At 69.1% G+C, this 16,577-nt stretch carries 16 protein-coding genes; 11 read left to right on the top strand and 5 right to left on the bottom strand.

Translation table 11 applies throughout. The annotated features are described in order from the left end of the window. Positions 1-13: 13 nt before the first annotated feature. Positions 14-1,009 (top strand): type I pantothenate kinase, encoded by a 996-nt coding sequence (coaA, locus tag ASF08_RS01370; protein WP_056140833.1) that lies wholly within the window; start codon positions 14-16, stop codon positions 1,007-1,009. A 15-nt stretch (positions 1,010-1,024) separates the two neighbouring features. Here the strand turns inward: coaA and thpR are convergent, their stop codons facing one another. Then, on the bottom strand, positions 1,025-1,567 hold the full coding sequence (gene thpR / locus ASF08_RS01375) for an RNA 2',3'-cyclic phosphodiesterase (protein WP_056140286.1): 543 nt from the start codon (positions 1,565-1,567) through the stop codon (positions 1,025-1,027). Positions 1,568-1,571: 4 nt separating this feature from the next. After that, positions 1,572-2,240: an arylesterase gene (locus ASF08_RS01380; protein WP_422395311.1), complete on the bottom strand. Its 669-nt coding sequence runs from the start codon at positions 2,238-2,240 to the stop codon at positions 1,572-1,574. 99 nt (positions 2,241-2,339) lie between these two features. On the opposite strand from ASF08_RS01380, the gene ASF08_RS01385 reads away from it, so the two are divergent. The 4 genes from ASF08_RS01385 (at position 2,340) to ASF08_RS01400 (ending at position 7,071) form a co-directional block, all read left to right on the top strand. Further along, positions 2,340-3,035, top strand: coding sequence for an ABC transporter ATP-binding protein (locus ASF08_RS01385; protein WP_056140836.1), 696 nt, complete (start codon positions 2,340-2,342; stop codon positions 3,033-3,035). A gap of 39 nt (positions 3,036-3,074) precedes the next feature. Further along, the gene (locus ASF08_RS01390) at positions 3,075-5,645 is read left to right on the top strand and encodes an ABC transporter permease (protein ID WP_056140294.1); all 2,571 of its coding nucleotides are present in this window, start codon (positions 3,075-3,077) and stop codon (positions 5,643-5,645) included. A gap of 301 nt (positions 5,646-5,946) precedes the next feature. Further along, on the top strand, positions 5,947-6,723 hold the full coding sequence (locus ASF08_RS01395; protein WP_056140296.1) for a Bax inhibitor-1/YccA family protein: 777 nt from the start codon (positions 5,947-5,949) through the stop codon (positions 6,721-6,723). A 90-nt stretch (positions 6,724-6,813) separates the two neighbouring features. Then, positions 6,814-7,071 carry a hypothetical protein gene (locus tag ASF08_RS01400; RefSeq protein WP_244474416.1) on the top strand — a complete coding sequence of 86 codons (258 nt, stop codon included), beginning with the start codon at positions 6,814-6,816 and terminating at the stop codon, positions 7,069-7,071. A gap of 9 nt (positions 7,072-7,080) precedes the next feature. On the opposite strand, the gene ASF08_RS01405 is transcribed toward ASF08_RS01400, so the two are convergent. Continuing rightward, a complete protein-coding gene (locus ASF08_RS01405; RefSeq protein WP_056140307.1) occupies positions 7,081-7,455 on the bottom strand; it encodes a DUF2794 domain-containing protein in 375 nt (124 codons plus the stop codon). A gap of 479 nt (positions 7,456-7,934) precedes the next feature. Between ASF08_RS01405 and bluB the strand changes: the two genes are divergently transcribed. Together bluB and ASF08_RS01415 are read left to right on the top strand one after the other, a co-directional pair. Further along, positions 7,935-8,591, top strand: coding sequence for a 5,6-dimethylbenzimidazole synthase (gene bluB / locus ASF08_RS01410; RefSeq protein WP_056140308.1), 657 nt, complete (start codon positions 7,935-7,937; stop codon positions 8,589-8,591). Positions 8,592-8,779: 188 nt separating this feature from the next. Then, the gene (locus tag ASF08_RS01415; RefSeq protein ID WP_056140310.1) at positions 8,780-9,295 is read left to right on the top strand and encodes a L,D-transpeptidase; all 516 of its coding nucleotides are present in this window, start codon (positions 8,780-8,782) and stop codon (positions 9,293-9,295) included. A gap of 8 nt (positions 9,296-9,303) precedes the next feature. Here the strand turns inward: ASF08_RS01415 and ASF08_RS01420 are convergent, their stop codons facing one another. Next, positions 9,304-9,522: a DUF1674 domain-containing protein gene (locus tag ASF08_RS01420; RefSeq protein ID WP_018045155.1), complete on the bottom strand. Its 219-nt coding sequence runs from the start codon at positions 9,520-9,522 to the stop codon at positions 9,304-9,306. An 86-nt stretch (positions 9,523-9,608) separates the two neighbouring features. On the opposite strand from ASF08_RS01420, the gene ASF08_RS01425 reads away from it, so the two are divergent. After that, on the top strand, positions 9,609-11,006 hold the full coding sequence (locus tag ASF08_RS01425; protein WP_056140311.1) for an RsmB/NOP family class I SAM-dependent RNA methyltransferase: 1,398 nt from the start codon (positions 9,609-9,611) through the stop codon (positions 11,004-11,006). A 50-nt stretch (positions 11,007-11,056) separates the two neighbouring features. Then, a complete protein-coding gene (locus tag ASF08_RS01430) occupies positions 11,057-12,157 on the top strand; it encodes a hypothetical protein (protein ID WP_244474417.1) in 1,101 nt (366 codons plus the stop codon). Positions 12,158-12,166: 9 nt separating this feature from the next. On the opposite strand, the gene ASF08_RS01435 is transcribed toward ASF08_RS01430, so the two are convergent. Beyond that, the gene (locus ASF08_RS01435) at positions 12,167-12,721 is read right to left on the bottom strand and encodes a hypothetical protein (protein WP_056140315.1); all 555 of its coding nucleotides are present in this window, start codon (positions 12,719-12,721) and stop codon (positions 12,167-12,169) included. 385 nt (positions 12,722-13,106) lie between these two features. On the opposite strand from ASF08_RS01435, the gene ASF08_RS01440 reads away from it, so the two are divergent. Both ASF08_RS01440 and purH read left to right on the top strand, forming a co-directional pair. Then, positions 13,107-14,891 (top strand): heparinase II/III family protein, encoded by a 1,785-nt coding sequence (locus ASF08_RS01440; RefSeq protein WP_056140317.1) that lies wholly within the window; start codon positions 13,107-13,109, stop codon positions 14,889-14,891. Positions 14,892-14,965: 74 nt separating this feature from the next. After that, positions 14,966-16,564, top strand: coding sequence for a bifunctional phosphoribosylaminoimidazolecarboxamide formyltransferase/IMP cyclohydrolase (gene purH / locus ASF08_RS01445; protein ID WP_056140322.1), 1,599 nt, complete (start codon positions 14,966-14,968; stop codon positions 16,562-16,564). The last annotated feature ends 13 nt before the right edge of the window (positions 16,565-16,577 follow it).

The following is a 16,577-nucleotide window of genomic DNA, read 5'->3' on the forward strand; positions in this document are numbered from 1 at the left end:
ACGGCCCATCGCCATCGTATCCGAGCGCGATCCCGCCCTCGGCCAGGACCCGGTGACGGGGATCGGCCCCGAGCGCCTATCGCCCTATCGCCTGTTTTCCCGTGAAGAATGGGCTCAGCTGCGCGCCGACACCCCGCTGACGCTGACGGGGGACGATGTCAGCCGCCTGCAATCGCTCAACGATCCCATCTCCATCGAGGAGGTGGTGGCGATCTATCTCCCGTTGTCGCGGCTGCTCTCCCTCTACGTCGCGGCGACGCAGGGGCTGTTCAAGGCGACCCAGCGCTTCCTGCTGGCAGAGCGCGAGGCGAAGGTCCCCTACATCATCGGGGTGGCCGGTTCGGTGGCGGTGGGCAAATCCACCACCGCCCGCGTCCTCAAGGCGCTGCTCGCCCGCTGGCCTAACACGCCGAAGGTCGACCTCATCACCACCGACGGGTTCCTGCTGCCCAATGCCGAGCTGAAGCGCATGGGCGCGATGGAGCGCAAGGGCTTTCCCGAGAGCTACGACACCGCCGCCCTCCTGCGCTTCCTCACCGACATCAAGGCCGGCAAGAAGAGCGTGGCGGCGCCGCTCTATTCCCACCTCGTCTACGATGTGGTGGCGGGCGAGGAGCGGGTGGTGGAATCCCCCGACATCCTCATCGTCGAGGGGCTCAACGTCCTCCAGCCGGCGCGCCTGCCGCGCGACGGCACCGCGATCCCCTTCGTCTCCGACTTCTTCGATTTCTCGATCTATCTCGACGGGCACGAGGACGACCTGCACCGCTGGTACGTCAACCGCTTCCTGCGCCTGCGCCAGACCGCCTTCCGTGATCCGCTCTCGTATTTCCGCAAATACGCCGAAGTAACGGAGGCCGAGGCCCTGGAGATCGCCGACAACCTCTGGACCACGATCAACCTGCCGAACCTGCGCGACAACATCCTGCCGACGCGCCAGCGCGCGAGCCTGATCCTGGCCAAGGGCGCGAGCCATCGAATCGAGAGCGTGGCGCTGCGGCGGCTGTGAGCCGGAGCGTATCCCTCAGCCCAGCGGATACGCCGCCTCCACCACATACGGCCCGCCGCCCCGCGATTCCCGCGCCGAGAACAGCGCCACCCGCGTCGCGGTGAACCGCAAAGCCGGAAACAGGCCTCTCTCGGCGAAATACTCCGCCACGTCCGGTGCCTGGGTGTCGCGCTTGGCGAGACGAGCCAGGGTCACGTGGGGCGTGAACTTGCGTCGCTCCGGCTCGGCACCGGCGGCGCGGGCGATGCGCTCGTGCTCCTCCTGCAGGTCGAGCAAGTCGGGGCCGGCAGTCACGCCTGCGATGATCGCGCGAGGCCTGTCTCCGCCGAACGCGTCGAGTCCGGTCAGTGTCACGTCGAGAGGCGGGCGCGGGCGCGCTTCGACGAGGCCGGCATGGAACGCCTCGGCCACTTCGTCGTCCACGTCGCCGAGGAAGCGCAGGGTGATGTGGAGGTCGCCGCGCTCGATCCAGCGCGCGCCGCGCAGGCCGCATTGATAGCGCGACACGGCCTCGGCGATGTCGTCGGGGAGTTCGAGGGCGGTGAACAGGCGCGGCATCGCTCTACTTCTGCGCCGTGCCGAGCCGGTCGAGGAAGGTCTCCACCGTGGGCAGGATGCCGGCGACGATGGTCTCGACGCCCTTCACGTTGGGGTGGAGCCCGTCCTCCAGGTTGAAGCGCCGGTCGTTGAGGATGCCCTCAAGGAAAAATGGGTAGAGGACGAGGCCGTGTTGCCGGGCGAGATCGGGATAGATCGCGTCGAACCGCGCGACGTAGTCCGGCCCGAGATTGGTCGAGGCCTTCATGCCGGCGAGCAGGACCGGGATGTTACGGGCCTTGAGCCGGGAGACGATGGTGTCGAGGGCCTTTCTCGTCACGGCGGGGTCGGTGCCGCGCAGCATGTCGTTGGCGCCGAGTTCGAGGATGACCCCGTCGGTCCCGTCGGGGACCGACCAGTCGAGCCGGTCGAGCCCGCCGGTGCTGGTGTCGCCGGAAACGCCCGCATTGGCGATCGACACGGCGCGGCCCCTGGCCTTCAGTTCGCGTTCCAGCACGGAGGGGAAGGCCGCGGCCGAGGGCAGGCGGTACCCGGCGGTCAGGCTGTCGCCGAAGGCCACGAGGTTGAGGGGGCGTGCGGCGGCATGGCCGATTCCCGTACCCAATGCGGCAAAGAGTGCCATTACCAGCGTCGCCCGGCGGGAATGCTGGCGTGGTGGGGCGAGACGAACCATATCGACCTCGTCGCGTGACGTATGACACAGACCCATTCCCGCACAGCCTCGACCTATGGTGTTCATGACGATGGTCTCACACAGATCGGTCCTGCCGTGATGCCCGGCAAGGTGGACGCTCCCGCGATCGCCCTGTCGCGGATCGATCTCAGCCTCGGCCGGGGGGCGGCGCGGGTCCATGTCCTGCGTGGCATCTCCCTCGACGTGGCGCGCGGCGAGGCGGTCGGCCTCGTCGGCCCCTCCGGCTCGGGCAAGTCGACCCTGCTGATGGTGATGGCGGGCCTGGAGCGGCCGGAATCGGGAGCGATCCATGTGGAGGGCACCGATCTCGGCGCGCTCGACGAGGATGCCCTGGCGCGGTTTCGCGGCCGGCGCATCGGCATCGTGTTCCAGGCCTTTCACCTCGTGCCGACGATGACGGCCCTGGAGAACGTCGCGTTGCCCCTCGAACTCGCCGACAAGCCGGGTGCGCACGAGCGGGCGCGGGCGGAACTGGAAGCGGTCGGCCTCGGTCACCGGCTGCACCACTACCCCGCCCAGCTCTCGGGCGGCGAGCAGCAGCGCGTCGCCATCGCCCGCGCCATCGCGCCCGACCCGGCGATCCTGGTGGCCGACGAACCCACCGGCAATCTCGACGAGGCCACGGGCCGGCAGATCGTGGACCTTCTCTTCGCCCTGAAGCGCGATCGCGGCGCGACCCTCGTTCTGGTCACCCACGATCCCGGCCTCGCCAAGCTCTGCGACCGCACCGTGCGCCTGCGCTCGGGGCTTGTGGACGAGGCGGTGGCGGCGTGATCCGGCTGAACCCGCGCGTTTGGCGGAAGGCCTGACCCCATGCATGGCACCCTGCCTCGTCCCACTCCGCGCCCCAGCCGCGTCCCGCTCACCCTGCGCCTCGCCTTCCGCGAGTTGCGCGCCGGGCTTGGCGGTTTCGTCGTGTTCCTCGCCTGCATCGCGCTCGGCGTCGCGGCCATTGCCGGGGTCGCCTCGATCTCGCGCTCGCTCACGGATGGTCTCGGCCGAGAGGGCAAGCGCATCCTCGGCGGCGATCTCACCTACAGTCTGATCAACCGCGAGGCGACGCCCGACGAGCGGGCCGCCCTCGACGCGCAGGGCAAGGTCTCCGTGGTCACGACCCTGCGGGCCATGGCGCTGGCCGGGGACAAGGGCGCGGCCCTGGTGGAACTCAAGGCGGTGGACTCTGCCTATCCCGCCGCCGGGGACCTCGTCACCGACCCGGCCGTGCCGCTCCACGATCTGCTGGCCGAGAAGGATGGCGTGTTCGGCGCCGTCGCCGATCCGGTCCTGCTGACGCGCCTCGACCTCACGGTCGGCGACCGGATCGAGATCGCCGGCAAGCCGATCGCCATCCGGGCCACGCTGGTCTCCGAGCCGGACAAGATCGCCAACGGCATCGGCTTCGGCCCGCGCCTCCTCGTCTCCGCCGAGACGCTTCAGGCGACGGGGCTGATCCGGCCGGGCAGCCTCAACCGGTGGAGCTATCGCATCCAGGCGCCCGCCGCCGACGATGCGGAGCTGGAGCGGCGGATCGCGGCCGTCGCCCGTGCGGCGCCGGATGCCGGCTGGGAGATGCGCTCGCGGTCCAATGCCGATCCGCGTTTCGCCAAGAGCGTCGAGCGCTTCACCCAGTTCCTCACCCTGGTCGGGCTCACGGCGCTCATCGTCGGCGGGGTCGGGGTCGCCAATGCGGTCAATGCCTTCGTGGCGCGGAAGCGCGGGTCCATCGCCACCCTGAAGAGCGTCGGTGCGCCGGGAGGGCAGGTCGTCGCCATCTATCTCACGCAGGTGATGCTGGTGGCCGGGCTCGGCACCGTGATCGGACTCGCGATCGGGGCGGGCCTGCCATTCCTCCTCGATGCCCTATTCCACGATGCGCTTCCGCTGCCGTTGAACCCGACCCTGGCGCCGGCGGAACTGCTGCTCGCCGCCGCCTACGGCCTGCTCACGGCCCTCGCCTTCGCCATCATTCCCCTGGGCCACGCCCATGACGTTCCGGTCTCCGGCCTGTTCCGGGACGTGGTCGATCCCGACACCCGCAAGACGCGGCTGCGCTACCGGCTGATCCTCGTCGCGGCGCTTGCCGCCCTGGTGGCGCTTGCGCTAGCCACGGCGTTCGACCGCAGGGTGGCGCTGATGTTCATCGTGGCGGCCGGCCTCGCCTTCGGGCTTCTGCGTCTCGTCGCCCTCGGCCTCATGGCCGGGGCGCGGCGCCTGCCCCGGCCGCGTTCGGCGGCACCCCGCATGGCTTTGGCCAACCTCCATCGCCCCGGCGCGCTCACTCCCGCCATCGTCCTGTCGCTTGGCCTCGGGGTGACCCTGCTGGTGACGCTGAGCCTGATCGACGCCAATGTCCGGCGGACGCTGACGAGCTCGCTGCCGGCCCGTGCACCGAACCTGTTTTTCCTCGATATCCCGGCGGCGGAGGCGGACGGGTTCCATGCGGAGCTGGGCAAGCTCACGCCGGGGGGCAAGATCGAGCGCGTGCCGATGATGCGCGGGCGCATCGTCGCCATCAACGGCACCCCCGCCGCCGCGATCAAGCCGCCCGAGGATGCCGCCTGGGTGCTCGATGGCGACCGCGGGATCACTTATGCCGAGGATCTCCCGGAGGGATCGAACCTCGTCGCCGGCTCGTGGTGGAATGCGGAGGAGGGGGCGAAACCCCTGGTGTCCTTCGATGCGGAACTCGGCCGCGCGCTGAATCTCGGGGTCGGCGGCACCGTCACGGTCAACGTCCTGGGGCGGAATCTGACGGCGAAAGTCGCGAACCTGCGCAAGGTCGAATGGCGCAACCTCGGCATCAACTTCGTCATGGTCTTCTCGCCCGGCACGTTCCGGGGTGCGCCGCATTCGGACCTCGCCACCCTCACCCTGGCGGGCGGACCCGACGCCAGGACCGAGGCTCTGATCCTGCGCGACGTCGCCCGTGCCTTTCCGTCGGTGACCAGCGTGCGGGTGAAGGACGCCCTCGACACGGTCAACGACATCGTCGGCAAGCTGGTCCTGGCGATTCGCGCCGCCAGTGGCGTCGCCGTGGTGGCGAGCCTGTTCGTGCTCGCCGGCGCCATCGCGGCGGGGCACCGCGCCCGGCTGTACGATGCCGTCGTGCTGAAGGTCCTGGGCGCCACGCGCGGGCGCCTGCTCCTGGCCTACACGCTGGAATACGGCGCCCTGGGTATCGCCACCGCCCTGTTCGGGCTTCTCGCCGGCACGCTCGCGGGCTGGACCATCGTGACCCGCGTGATGAAGCTCGACTTCGCCCTGGACCTCTCCGGTGCCCTCGTCGCATCCACCCTCGCGGTGGTCTTCGCGATCGTCCTCGGACTGGCCGGGACATGGCGCATCCTCGGCCAGAAACCGGCTCCCTACCTGCGTCAATTCTGAGGCCGGACGGTCGTCCGCCTCCCCATCGACGGAGAAAGACGACGCCGAAGTCATGGTTTATGACTTGTCACTATAGCTCTGGTGCGCCGCGCGGATGATGAACGAGATTTAATCCGCCCTCATCCAAATAAAGATAGAGGTCAGAAGCGGTGATTCCCGGGCCGCAAAGCTCGGCCGCCCCCTTGTGCGGAGCGGCATGACGGAACATATTTCGGCTCAAGGCGCGGTCACGTGCCAGAGGTCCTGTGCGTGAGCCTCGGTTCCAAATCACACGCTGAGAGAGCTTCCAAGGGAATCTCCCATGGCATTCGATAACAGTCCCTTCCGCTACGGCGCCCAGCCCCAGGGCTATGCCGGCTCCCAGGTCGATGTCGATCAGGGGCTGCGCAGCTTCATGCTCGGCGTCTACAACAACATGGTCGTCGGCCTCGGGATCTCCGGCCTCGTGGCCCTCGGCCTGAACATGGCCGTCCAGACCGGCACCATCGTCGCCAACTACAAGGGCGTTCCGCTGAACCAGGCGGGCGTCTTCATCTACGGCACGTGGTTCAAGTACGTTCTGATGCTGGCCCCGCTCGCCTTCATCTTCATCTTCACGATGCGCATGGATCGGATGTCGGCCTCTGCGGCACGCCTCACGTTCTTCGCTTTCGCGGCGGTGATGGGTGCCTCGATGTCGTCGATGCTGCTCGCCTTCACGGGCGCCAGCGTGGTCCGGGTCTTCTTCATCACGGCGGCGACGTTCGGCGGTCTCAGCCTCTACGGCTACACCACCAAGCGCAGCCTCTCGGGGATGGGCTCGTTCCTGATCATGGGCGTGATCGGCCTCTTCATCGCCTCGATCGTGAACATCTTCCTGGCCTCGAGCGCGCTTCAGTTCGCCATCTCGGTGCTCGGCGTCCTGATCTTCGCAGGCCTCACCGCCTACGACACGCAGAAGCTCAAGGAGATGTTCCTCTACAGCGGTGCCGATGCCGAGGGTGCGGCCAAGCTGTCGGTGAACGGCGCTCTGACCCTCTACCTGGACTTCATCAACATGTTCCAGTTCCTGCTCCAGCTGCTCGGCGATCGCCGCTAAGCGAGCCATCGGAACGCGGATCGAAAGGCCTCGGCGGAAACGCCGGGGCCTTTTTCGTTTCCGCTGCTGCGAACCTGCGAGGATATCGCGGTGGGTAAACCGGTGGTGCCGAAAATCGGGCGTGGCCCAGGGCGGGAGACGCCGCCGCCCAGCGACGTGCCGACCTACGCCATCGTCGGCGTCAGCGTCGCCGCTGCGATCGGCGCCGGCGCATGGGCCGGCTTCGGCGCGGCCATCATTGCCGGCATCGCCACGCTGTTCGTGCTCGGCGCCCTGTATTCCATCGGCGCGCGGCGATGGGGTTGGCCTCCGATCCGTTGGGAGGCGCTCCCGTTCTTCATCCCGTGACCGGGGCGATCACACCACGCGAAGAGGCTTTTCCAGCGCCGCCAGGACACGGGCGAGGTCGTGCCCTCGCTTGAGCACGATGCCGGCGGCGGAAATCACCGCGAAGGCGCCCTGCCGGCGGGCGAGTTTGGGATCCTTCTCCACCCGGAACAGGGGGGTCTCGGACGAGCGGCGGTAGATCGAGAACACCGCCTTGTCGCGGCGGAAGTCGAGGGCGTAGTCACGCCATTCGCCGGCCGAGACCATGCGGCCGTAGAGGTTGAACAGGGTCCTGAGTTCGGAACGGTCGAAGGCGACCTGCGGCACCACCGGAGCCGTCGGGAACGGCACGACGCGGCTCGTGGAATCCTTCGATCGCGGCTCGGCTCCGGTCCCCTCGTCCATCCTCGCTCCTCGGTTCCGGCGACTCGACGATCGCCGCAAAGGAGGAATGATGGGCCTCCCACTCCGAGCCTGCAAGCCCGGTCGACCGCCGCGTGCGCACCGGCACCAGCCACGGACTGGCAACACAACGTCACGATTTCGCCCCGTTATCGCCCATCGTCGGCCGCGATAGAAGATGATACCTGTTGCCGAACCTCGTCGGTCCCGTGCTCGGTCGGGCGGCCGATATCCATGCTCCCCAGCTTTCGGGAGTCTACCGATGTCACGGGAGCGACACTCCAGAGGTTTCGAGACCCAAGGACTTCAGGCCGCCTCTCCGGAGTGCGGCCTTTTTTTCTGCCATGACGGTCCGCTCTGGTCTAAAAATCCTTTTCGATGGCCTCGGCCGCCCTTCGCATTCTACCGCCACTTTGGTGGACTGCCGGATTCCGGCGGCGGCTGACAGGGGCGAGCGGCCAAGGCGGCCTCGTCGACAAGGGATGGCAGTGATTGCACGGCAGGACTTGGTGAGGTTCGATCCCGGCTTTCGCGAGACGCTCGGCGAGCTGTTCGCCTGGCGTCGCGACGTGCGCCGCTTTCGCAGCGATCCCGTGGATGAGGCCGTGTTTCAGCGCTGCCTGGCCCTGGCGATGCTGAGCCCGTCCGTGGGCAACAGCCAGCCCTGGCGTTTCGTCCGTGTCGCCGACCCGGCGCGGCGCGGGGCGGTGACCGCGAGTTTCGAGCGCTGCAACGATGCGGCGGCCGAGACCTACGAGTGCGAGCGCCGCGAAGCCTATACCCGCCTGAAGCTCGCGGGCCTGCGCGAGGCACCCATCCATCTCGCGATCTTCTGCGACGAGGGTACGACGAACGGGTTCGGCCTCGGCCGCGCCACCATGCCGGAAATGCTGCGCTACTCGGTGGTCACGGCGGTGCACACCTTCTGGCTCGCCGCGCGGGCGCACGGGCTTGGCGTCGGCTGGGTGTCGATCATCGAGCCCGATTGCGTCACGTCGCATCTCGACGTTCCCGCCTCCTGGCGCCTCGTCGCCTATCTCTGCGTCGGCTATCCGGTGGAGGAGCACGACGATCCCGAACTCGTCCGGCATGGCTGGCAGGAGCGCGACGAGACGGCTTCCGTCCTGCTGGAGCGGTGAGCGAGGCAAGCCTTTATCAAAGCCTAATAGGACTGCTCGCCTTTAGCGCGAGTGTGAGGGGCGCCGTTTAACCGCGCTCCATCATTCCGGTGCGTATCCGGCCGATGACCCCCACCGGTAACCGGAACGGCAATCTCGATCGCTGCTTATCGTGAAGCTCACGGTCACGCTTTCGGGGATGACGACAGATGTTCGCGCGTAATGGGTTCGCCGCTTGTTTGGCCGCAACAGTCTTGAGTGTGGGGGTTGCCGCGACACCGGCCGCGTCCCGCGAACTCGTGGCCTTCGACCAGGCCGTCATGCCCGGTACCGTGGTGGTCCGCACCTCGGAGCGCCGGCTCTACCTCGTCAACGGCGACGGCACGGCGATCCGCTATCCCGTGGCGGTGGGCAAGCCCGGCAAGCAATGGACCGGCGCCACCAAGATCGACGGCAAATATGTCGAGCCGGCCTGGTCGCCGCCGCGCGAGGTCAAGCGTGACAACCCGCGCCTGCCCGACGTGATCGCCGGCGGCTCGCCGCACAACCCGATGGGCGCGGCGGCGATGACCCTGGCGGGCGGTGAGTACGCCATCCACGGCACCAACCGTCCGAATTCGGTGGGCACCTACGCGTCCTATGGCTGCATCCGCATGTACAATCAGGACGTGGTCGATCTCTACGGGCGCGTCTCGGTGGGCACGCAGGTCTACGTCACGCGCTGAGCCCGCTCTCAGAAGTCGACGGCGATGCCTTTGACTTCCCAATCGTCGTAGCGGACGGGCTCCAGGCCACCACGGCCCTGGCGCTCGCGGGCGGCGGAGATCTCCGCCGCCTTCGCGTCGATGGCAGCGCGTCGGTCGGCGGCCTCGGCCAGAGCCCGCTCTGCGGCGGGCGTCAAGGCGGGGCGGGGCGGGATCTCGGCGTTTTCCGCGTCGTCGGATGTCGTCATGGCTTGCATCTCGGTGGGCCGGATGGGAGGGCATCCGTTGGGATTGGCTCCGGGTGACCGGGCCTCGGACACGGAAAGTGGCATTCATGGCGACACGCCGCAACGCGGATGGGCCGGCGACGACGATCGACCGCACGGTTCCGGGCCTCGCCGCCCGGCAGGTGGCCCATGCCGCCGTAGCCGATCTCCTCGTGCAGGGCCGCGCCTTCGCCCTCGAGGACGCCCTGGCCAAGGCGGGCGTCGACGCCGGCCTCGACGCCGCCGACGCATCGCTGGCGCGGGCCATCGCCACCGCCACCTTCCGCCGCCTCGGCTTCCTGCGGCGGATGCTGGCCGCCCGCATGACTCAGGGCCTGCCGCCGGACCAGCCGAGGCTGGTGGCCCTCCTCGTCACCGGCGCCGTGCAGATCCTCGATCTCAACGTGCCGGACCATGCCGCCGTCGATCTCTCGGTCCGCCTCGCCAAGGGCGACCCCTACCTGCAGCACACGCCCGGCCTCGTGAACGCCATCCTGCGCCGGGTCATCCGTGAGCGGGACGCCATCGCGGCCGAGGCGTCCGATCCCCTGGCGCAGAACACCCCGGACTGGCTCGCCGCCCGCTGGAGCGCCGCTTATGGACCCGACACGGCACGGGCCATCGCCTCGGCCCATCTCTCGGGCGCTGCCCTCGACATCACACCGCGCGGCAGCGCGACGGAATGGGCCGAGCGCCTCGGCGGGGTCGCCCTGCCCACCGGCAGCATCCGCCTGCACGAGGTGCGCTCGGCGGTCTCGGACCTGCCCGGCTACGGCGAGGGCGCGTGGTGGGTGCAGGACGCCGCCGCCGCCATCCCCGCCCGCCTGCTCGCGGTCGGGCCGGGGCAGCGCGTGGCCGATCTCTGTGCCGCGCCGGGCGGCAAGACCGCCCAGCTCGCCGCTACGGGGGCGGAGGTGGTGGCCGTGGACCGTTCGGCCCCGCGCCTCGAACGTCTGTCCGAGAACCTCGCCCGCCTCGGGCTGAAGGCCGAGATCCGCGTCGGCGATGCCACCCAATTGCCCGAGACCGACGCCGGCACGTTCGACGCCGTGCTCCTCGACGCGCCCTGTTCGGCCACCGGCACCATCCGCCGCCATCCCGATGTCGCCTGGACCAAGGCCGGCGGGGATGTCGGGCGCCTCGGCGGCCTGCAGCGCCGCCTCCTCGACCGCGCGGCCACCCTGGTGAAGCCGGGGGGGCGTCTCGTCTACTGCACCTGCTCGTTGGAGCCCGAGGAGGGGGAGGGGCAGGTCGCCGCCTTCCTCGCCCGCAATCCGGCTTTCGAACGGCTCGCGATCCGCCCCGAAGAGGTTGGCGGCCTCGGCGAGCTCATCAACGGCGACGGTGATCTTCGTACGCTGCCCTCGCATCTGTCCGGCGATAGGGTCGATGGCGAAGGTGCCCCTGCGGTGGTCCGTGGCGGGATCGACGGGTTCTTCGCGAGCCGTCTGGTTCGGAAAGCCTAAGGCGCACGGTGCGGGGCTTCCGCCATGCCATTGCCGGACTGTTCGCGGTCTTGCCTCTCGTCGGACAGGCCGGGGCCGACGGGACCGACCGCCGCATCCTGCCGGTGGCGCCGGCCTATGCCCGCAATCCCGCCTGCGCCCCTGTCTCGCTGACGATCCCGTTCGAGATCCATACCGGCACCCGCGACGTGGGGATTTCGCCCTCGCCGAAAGACCTGCCCCTGAACCAGGGCGAGAGCGCGATCTGCTTTGCCTACGCCACGGCGGACATGATCTCGCACCGAGTCGGCAAATCGGTCTCGCCCCTCGACGTGGCGACGAAATTCTACTTCGCCGACCCTGCGCGCCTGGAGGCGATCGCGGACCCGCATCTGAAACGCCATCTTCGCGCGCACCCTGCCTACCGGGCCGACATCGCCTGGAGCCGCAACAATGCGGAGGTGACCAAGGACGGTAATCCGAGCCTGGAACCGTATTTCGACAAGATCGAGGGCGGCGAGGAGGATACGGCAGCGCTCCTCTACAATATCGGCGGGTATTGCGAGGACCGCGACCTGCCGTCCAACGACGGCTATCGCTACGTGATGCCGGCGTTACGCGCGCTGCGTTACCGGACGAAGCTTCGCCCGACGCGCCAGAGCTTTCGCGCTGTAGCCGCCACCGCGACCCATCTGCGCGGGCGATGGGCCGATCCGTTCAACGCGGCCTGGATCGCCCATGTGGAGACGGCTTGCCGCCGGACGCCGCTGCCGGTGCCGCTCCTGCCGGTCTCCTACCGCGTGGCGGCGAGCCAGGCCGATTTCGCCGACATGATCGAATCCGGCCGCCATCCGAGCAGGCCGAAGCTCGACCGCATCCTGGCCATGGTGGATTACGCCCTCGACCATGGCCGCGTGCCGACCGTGGGCTACAGCTGGTATCTCCTGGAGGACCGCGACCCGAAGGATCCCGACCTGTTCGCCGACCATGCGAGCCCGGTCATCGGCCGCCGCAAGGCGGGCGATGTTTGCCAGTATCGAATCCAGGACAATACCGGTGAATATTGCGGCCGCATGCGCGACGGCATCCGCGAGCGCTGCGACAATGGTCGCATCTGGGTGACGGAGAGCGAGTTGCGACGGACTTTGTATAGCGTGACGTATCTTCGGTAGGCGCCCGCCCTACGGCGTGATCACCCGCATGGAGACCGTCTGAATCTGCGCCGCGCCGTTCACGTCGCTCGCGGGCGCCGCCTTTTTCAGCCGGGCCATGAACTTGCGCACCTCGTCGGGCGGCAATGCGCCCACCGGGGCGATCATCATGGACAGGAGCGCCTTGGTCTTGCGATCGACCGAAGCGGAGCGGCTCACCGGCTCGAAATCCCGCGCGGTATGGGTCTTGTCCTCGTTGCCGGTGAAGACGCGGGCGCCGTCCTTCAGCACGACGATGTCGCCGGGGCGCAGGGTTGGATCCTTGAGGAGGGCGGCCATCGGCCCGGATGAGAGCGGGATCGGCGTCTGGCGGTCGCCGATCTGCAGCTGCAGCGGCTCGCTCTTCGGCAGGGCGGCGTAACGGATCTTCGGGCGCGGGCGGTTCGCCTCGCGCCGGATCGTCAGGGACCTTTGCGGCAACTCGATCGCGGGAGCGGGCTGCTGCGCTTCCACCGCTGGGCGGGCCGGAGAGAACAAAGCCTCGAACAGGCCGCCGAGGCCACGGTCTTGAACGTTCTGGGCCATCGCAGCGCCAGACGTGCACAATAACGCCGCGGCGGACATCAAGAGACCGGCGCGCTTGAAGACGGGGATGACAGTCACAGGCACACTGCCATTGCTGGAGGCTGCAGGAACGAAACTCGCTGGCGCTGTGTATAACCTGTGCAGCATTCAACCGTTCCGGCCGAGTTCGCCAAAAAATACAGTTTGCCGGGCCGTGGTGGTGCCCAACCTTTCCCCTGTTCGCGGCGCCACTCCGGAGGGGGAAATCCCGAGCGGAGAGGCCACGAGGCGGCGCGATGAGTATCGGCATCCTTAATTGTTGGTTAATAGGCACGGCTTAGCTTTCAGATGGGACGACATCCGGCACGATGGCCATCCGGGTCGCGGTGCTGGAGGAAAGGCGTGCGTGGGTTGGGGGGCTGATCGTTGGCGTTTCTATCGGCTCGTCGGGCGTGAGATCGCGCGCTCGGCGCGGGGCGTCTCCGCACGCCTCACCGCGAGCCCGGACCTGCTCGCGCGCGCCCGTGTCAGCGCTCTGGTGATCGCCCCGCACGATCTGCGCACCAGCGACGCCACCTTCGCCGACGATATCTATGCCGGCCTGTTCGTCTTCGCGGGGCGCTCGCTCTCGGTGAGCGGCCGCTCGCCCTTCGATTACGCGCCGCCCTCGCCGGAATGGGCGGATGCGTTCTACGGCTTCGGCTGGCTGCGCCACCTGCGCGCCGCCGACACGGCGCTGGCGCGCGCCAATGCCCGCGCCTTCGTGGCGGATTTCATCGCCGGCCGTGGCGACGAGGCCCTGGCCGCGCCCGTGCCCGTGGCGGCACGGCGGCTGATCTCCTTCCTGTGCCAGTCGCCCCTCGTGCTGGAAGGGGCGGACCACGCCTTCTACCAGGCCTTCCTCAAGGCGGTGGGGCGCGGCGCCAGAGACCTCGAACGCTCCCTGCGCCGGGGCCTGCCACCGCAATCGCGGCTCCTGGCGGTGGTGGCCCTGTGCTATGCCGGATTGTGCTGCGAGGGCATTCAACCGATCCTGCGCCGGGCCACGCGCATCCTGTCGCGCGAGCTCGACCGGCAGATCATGGCGGATGGCGGCCCTCGTAGCCGCGACCCGCGCTTCGCCATGGAGCTCCTCCTCGACCTTCTGCCCCTGCGCCAGAGCTTCCTCAGCCGCAGCCTCGATCCGCCGGTGGCCTTGCTCCATGCCATCGACCGCATGCTGCCCCTGCTGCGCCTCCTGCGCCACGGCGATGCGTCCCTGAGCCATTTCAACGGCATGGGCGCCACGGCGGCGGACCATCTCGCCACCTTGCTGGTCTATGACGGCGCCCTGGCGCAGCCGATGATGCACGCGCCGAATTCCGGCTACGAGCGGCTGGAGAGCGGCCGGGTCGTCGTGGTCGCCGATGTGGGTGCGCCGCCGCCGCTGCCCTTCTCGATGAATGCCGGGGCCGGCTGCCTTTCCTTCGAGATGTCGAGCGGCCCCCAGCGGGTGGTGATCAATTGCGGCCTGCCGGCGAGCGGCCCGGAGCTGCGGCGCCTTGCCCGCAGCACCGCCGCCCATTCCACCGCGACGGTGGGAGATTCCTCGTCCTGCCGGTTCCTCGGCGCCAGCGAGGGGGTGGGAAGTCGCTGGGCGTCGGACTGGCTCATCGGGCGGATCGGACCCGTGCTGGTGCGCGGCCCGCGCGCGGTCAAATCCGAGCGGACGACCGATGGCGGCTCGCTGATCCTCGCCGGCCGCCATGACGGCTATGCCGCGGAATTCGGGATCGTCCACGAGCGGCGCTGGTGCCTCCTCCCGGACGGCGCCGGGCTCGAAGGCGAGGATGCCTTCGTGTCGGTGGCCCACAAGGGAAATCGCATCCGGCTGCGCCCGCCGGAGGCGGCGATCCGCTTCCACCTCCATCCCGCCATCGCGGCCAATGCGGCCGAGGGCGGAGGGGTCGACCTGGCCTCGCCCCTGGGAGAGGTCTGGCGGTTCGAGGCCGACGGCGCGGCCCTGGCCCTGGAGGAGAGCGTGTATTTCGCGGGGCTGACGGGTGCGCGGCGGACCGACCAGATCGTCCTCTACGTGACAGCGGGGGAGGGCACGCGGGTGCGATGGCGCTTCCTGCACCTCGCGCAGGCGCCGGGGCGGAACGATCCCGCCCGGAGCGAGGCGCCGGTGGCCGATGAGGCGGCGCGGTAGCCGATAGGGCGGCATCTGTGGTACCCGCCGCGTTTCAGGGGCAGATTCTGCCCTGTGCCGGACGGTTCTCGACGATGTCGCATGATCAGGCGCGGGTTGCCCGCGCACTCCTTTCCGTCTCCGACAAGACGGGCCTCGTGGATTTCGCCCGCGCGCTGTCCGAGCGCGGCGTCGCCCTGGTCTCCACCGGCGGCACGCACCGGGCCTTGAGCGAGGCGGGACTGCCGGTCACGGAAGTCGCCGAGATCACCGGCTTTCCCGAGATGATGGACGGGCGGGTGAAGACCCTGCACCCGGCGGTGCATGGCGGCCTCCTCGCCGTGCGCGACGATCCCGAGCATCAGGCGGCGCTGGCCGCCCACGGCATCGGCGCCATCGACCTGCTCGTGGTCAATCTCTATCCGTTCGAGGCGACGATCGCGAAACCCTGCGCTTATGACGACGCGGTCGAGAACATCGATGTGGGCGGCCCGGCGATGATCCGCGCGGCGGCCAAGAACCATGCCGACGTGGCGGTGGTGGTGGATGTGGCCGATTACGGCGCGATCCTCTCGGAGCTCGAAGCCGGCAACGGCACGCTGGGGGCCGCGACCCGCAGGCGGCTGGCGCAGAAGGCCTTCGCCCGCACCGCTTCCTACGATTCCGCCATCGCCTCCTGGCTCGCCGACCATGTGGAGATGGAGGCGGCCCCGGCCTTCCGCGCCTTCGGCGGCACGCTCGCCCAATCCCTGCGCTATGGCGAGAACCCGCACCAATCGGCGGCCTTCTACCGGACGCCCGGCCTCGTTCGGCCCGGTGTGGCCAGCGCCCGCCAGCTCCAGGGCAAGGAACTGTCCTTCAACAACCTCAACGATACCGACGCGGCCTATGAATGCGTCGCCGAGTTCGACCCGGCCCGCGCCGCCGCGGTGGCGATCATCAAGCACGCCAACCCGTGCGGCGTCGCCGAAGGCGACACCCTGGCGGAGGCCTACGAGCGGGCGCTGGCTTGCGACCCCACTTCGGCCTTCGGCGGCATCGTCGCCCTCAACCGCACGCTGGATGCCGAATCGGCCGCGCGGATCGTCGAGATCTTCACGGAGGTGATCATCGCGCCGGACGCCACCGAGGAGGCGATCGCCCTCGTCGCCACCAAGAAGAACCTGCGCCTTCTCCTCACAGGCGGCCTGCCCGACCCGCGCGCCAAGGGCTTTTCCATGCGCAACCTCGCCGGCGGCATCCTGGTCCAGGGCCGCGACGCGGCCGTGGTCGACGACATGACGCTGAAGGTGGTGACGAAGCGCGAGCCCACGGCGCAGGAATATGCCGACCTGCGCTTCGCCTACCGCGTCGCCAAGCACGTCAAGTCGAATGCCATCGTCTACGCCAGGAACGGTGCCACGGTGGGCATCGGCGCCGGGCAGATGTCGCGGGTGGATTCCTCGCGCATCGCCGCCTGGAAGGCGGCGGAGGGCGCCAAGCGCATCGGCGCGGCGGAGAGCCTCGCCAAGGGCTCGGTGGTGGCCTCGGACGCTTTCTTCCCCTTCGCCGACGGCCTGATCGCGGCGGCGGAAGCCGGCGCCACGGCGGTGATTCAGCCCGGCGGATCGATGCGGGACGCCGACGTGATCAAGGCCGCCGACGAGGCCGGGCTCGCCATGGTGTTTACAGGACATCGCCACTTCCGGCACTGATGCCGCGCGGTGT

Origin of the sequence: Methylobacterium sp. Leaf85, assembly GCF_001422125.1 — a bacterium.
GTDB lineage: Bacteria > Pseudomonadota > Alphaproteobacteria > Rhizobiales > Beijerinckiaceae > Methylobacterium > Methylobacterium bullatum.

What these genes read in the sequence shown, in the direction of transcription:
- thpR (WP_056140286.1), bottom strand. Translation starts at nt 1,567, where the DNA reads ATGCCGCGCCTGTTCACCGCCCTCGAACTCCCCGACGACATCGCCGAG.
- bluB (WP_056140308.1), top strand. Translation starts at nt 7,935, where the DNA reads ATGGCAGTGATTGCACGGCAGGACTTGGTGAGGTTCGATCCCGGCTTT.
- ASF08_RS01435 (WP_056140315.1), bottom strand. Translation starts at nt 12,721, where the DNA reads ATGGCCCAGAACGTTCAAGACCGTGGCCTCGGCGGCCTGTTCGAGGCT.
- ASF08_RS01380 (WP_422395311.1), bottom strand. Translation starts at nt 2,240, where the DNA reads ATGGTTCGTCTCGCCCCACCACGCCAGCATTCCCGCCGGGCGACGCTG.
- ASF08_RS01390 (WP_056140294.1), top strand. Translation starts at nt 3,075, where the DNA reads ATGCATGGCACCCTGCCTCGTCCCACTCCGCGCCCCAGCCGCGTCCCG.
- ASF08_RS01385 (WP_056140836.1), top strand. Translation starts at nt 2,340, where the DNA reads ATGCCCGGCAAGGTGGACGCTCCCGCGATCGCCCTGTCGCGGATCGAT.
- ASF08_RS01415 (WP_056140310.1), top strand. Translation starts at nt 8,780, where the DNA reads ATGTTCGCGCGTAATGGGTTCGCCGCTTGTTTGGCCGCAACAGTCTTG.
- ASF08_RS01425 (WP_056140311.1), top strand. Translation starts at nt 9,609, where the DNA reads ATGGCGACACGCCGCAACGCGGATGGGCCGGCGACGACGATCGACCGC.
- ASF08_RS01395 (WP_056140296.1), top strand. Translation starts at nt 5,947, where the DNA reads ATGGCATTCGATAACAGTCCCTTCCGCTACGGCGCCCAGCCCCAGGGC.
- ASF08_RS01405 (WP_056140307.1), bottom strand. Translation starts at nt 7,455, where the DNA reads ATGGACGAGGGGACCGGAGCCGAGCCGCGATCGAAGGATTCCACGAGC.
- purH (WP_056140322.1), top strand. Translation starts at nt 14,966, where the DNA reads ATGTCGCATGATCAGGCGCGGGTTGCCCGCGCACTCCTTTCCGTCTCC.
- ASF08_RS01420 (WP_018045155.1), bottom strand. Translation starts at nt 9,522, where the DNA reads ATGACGACATCCGACGACGCGGAAAACGCCGAGATCCCGCCCCGCCCC.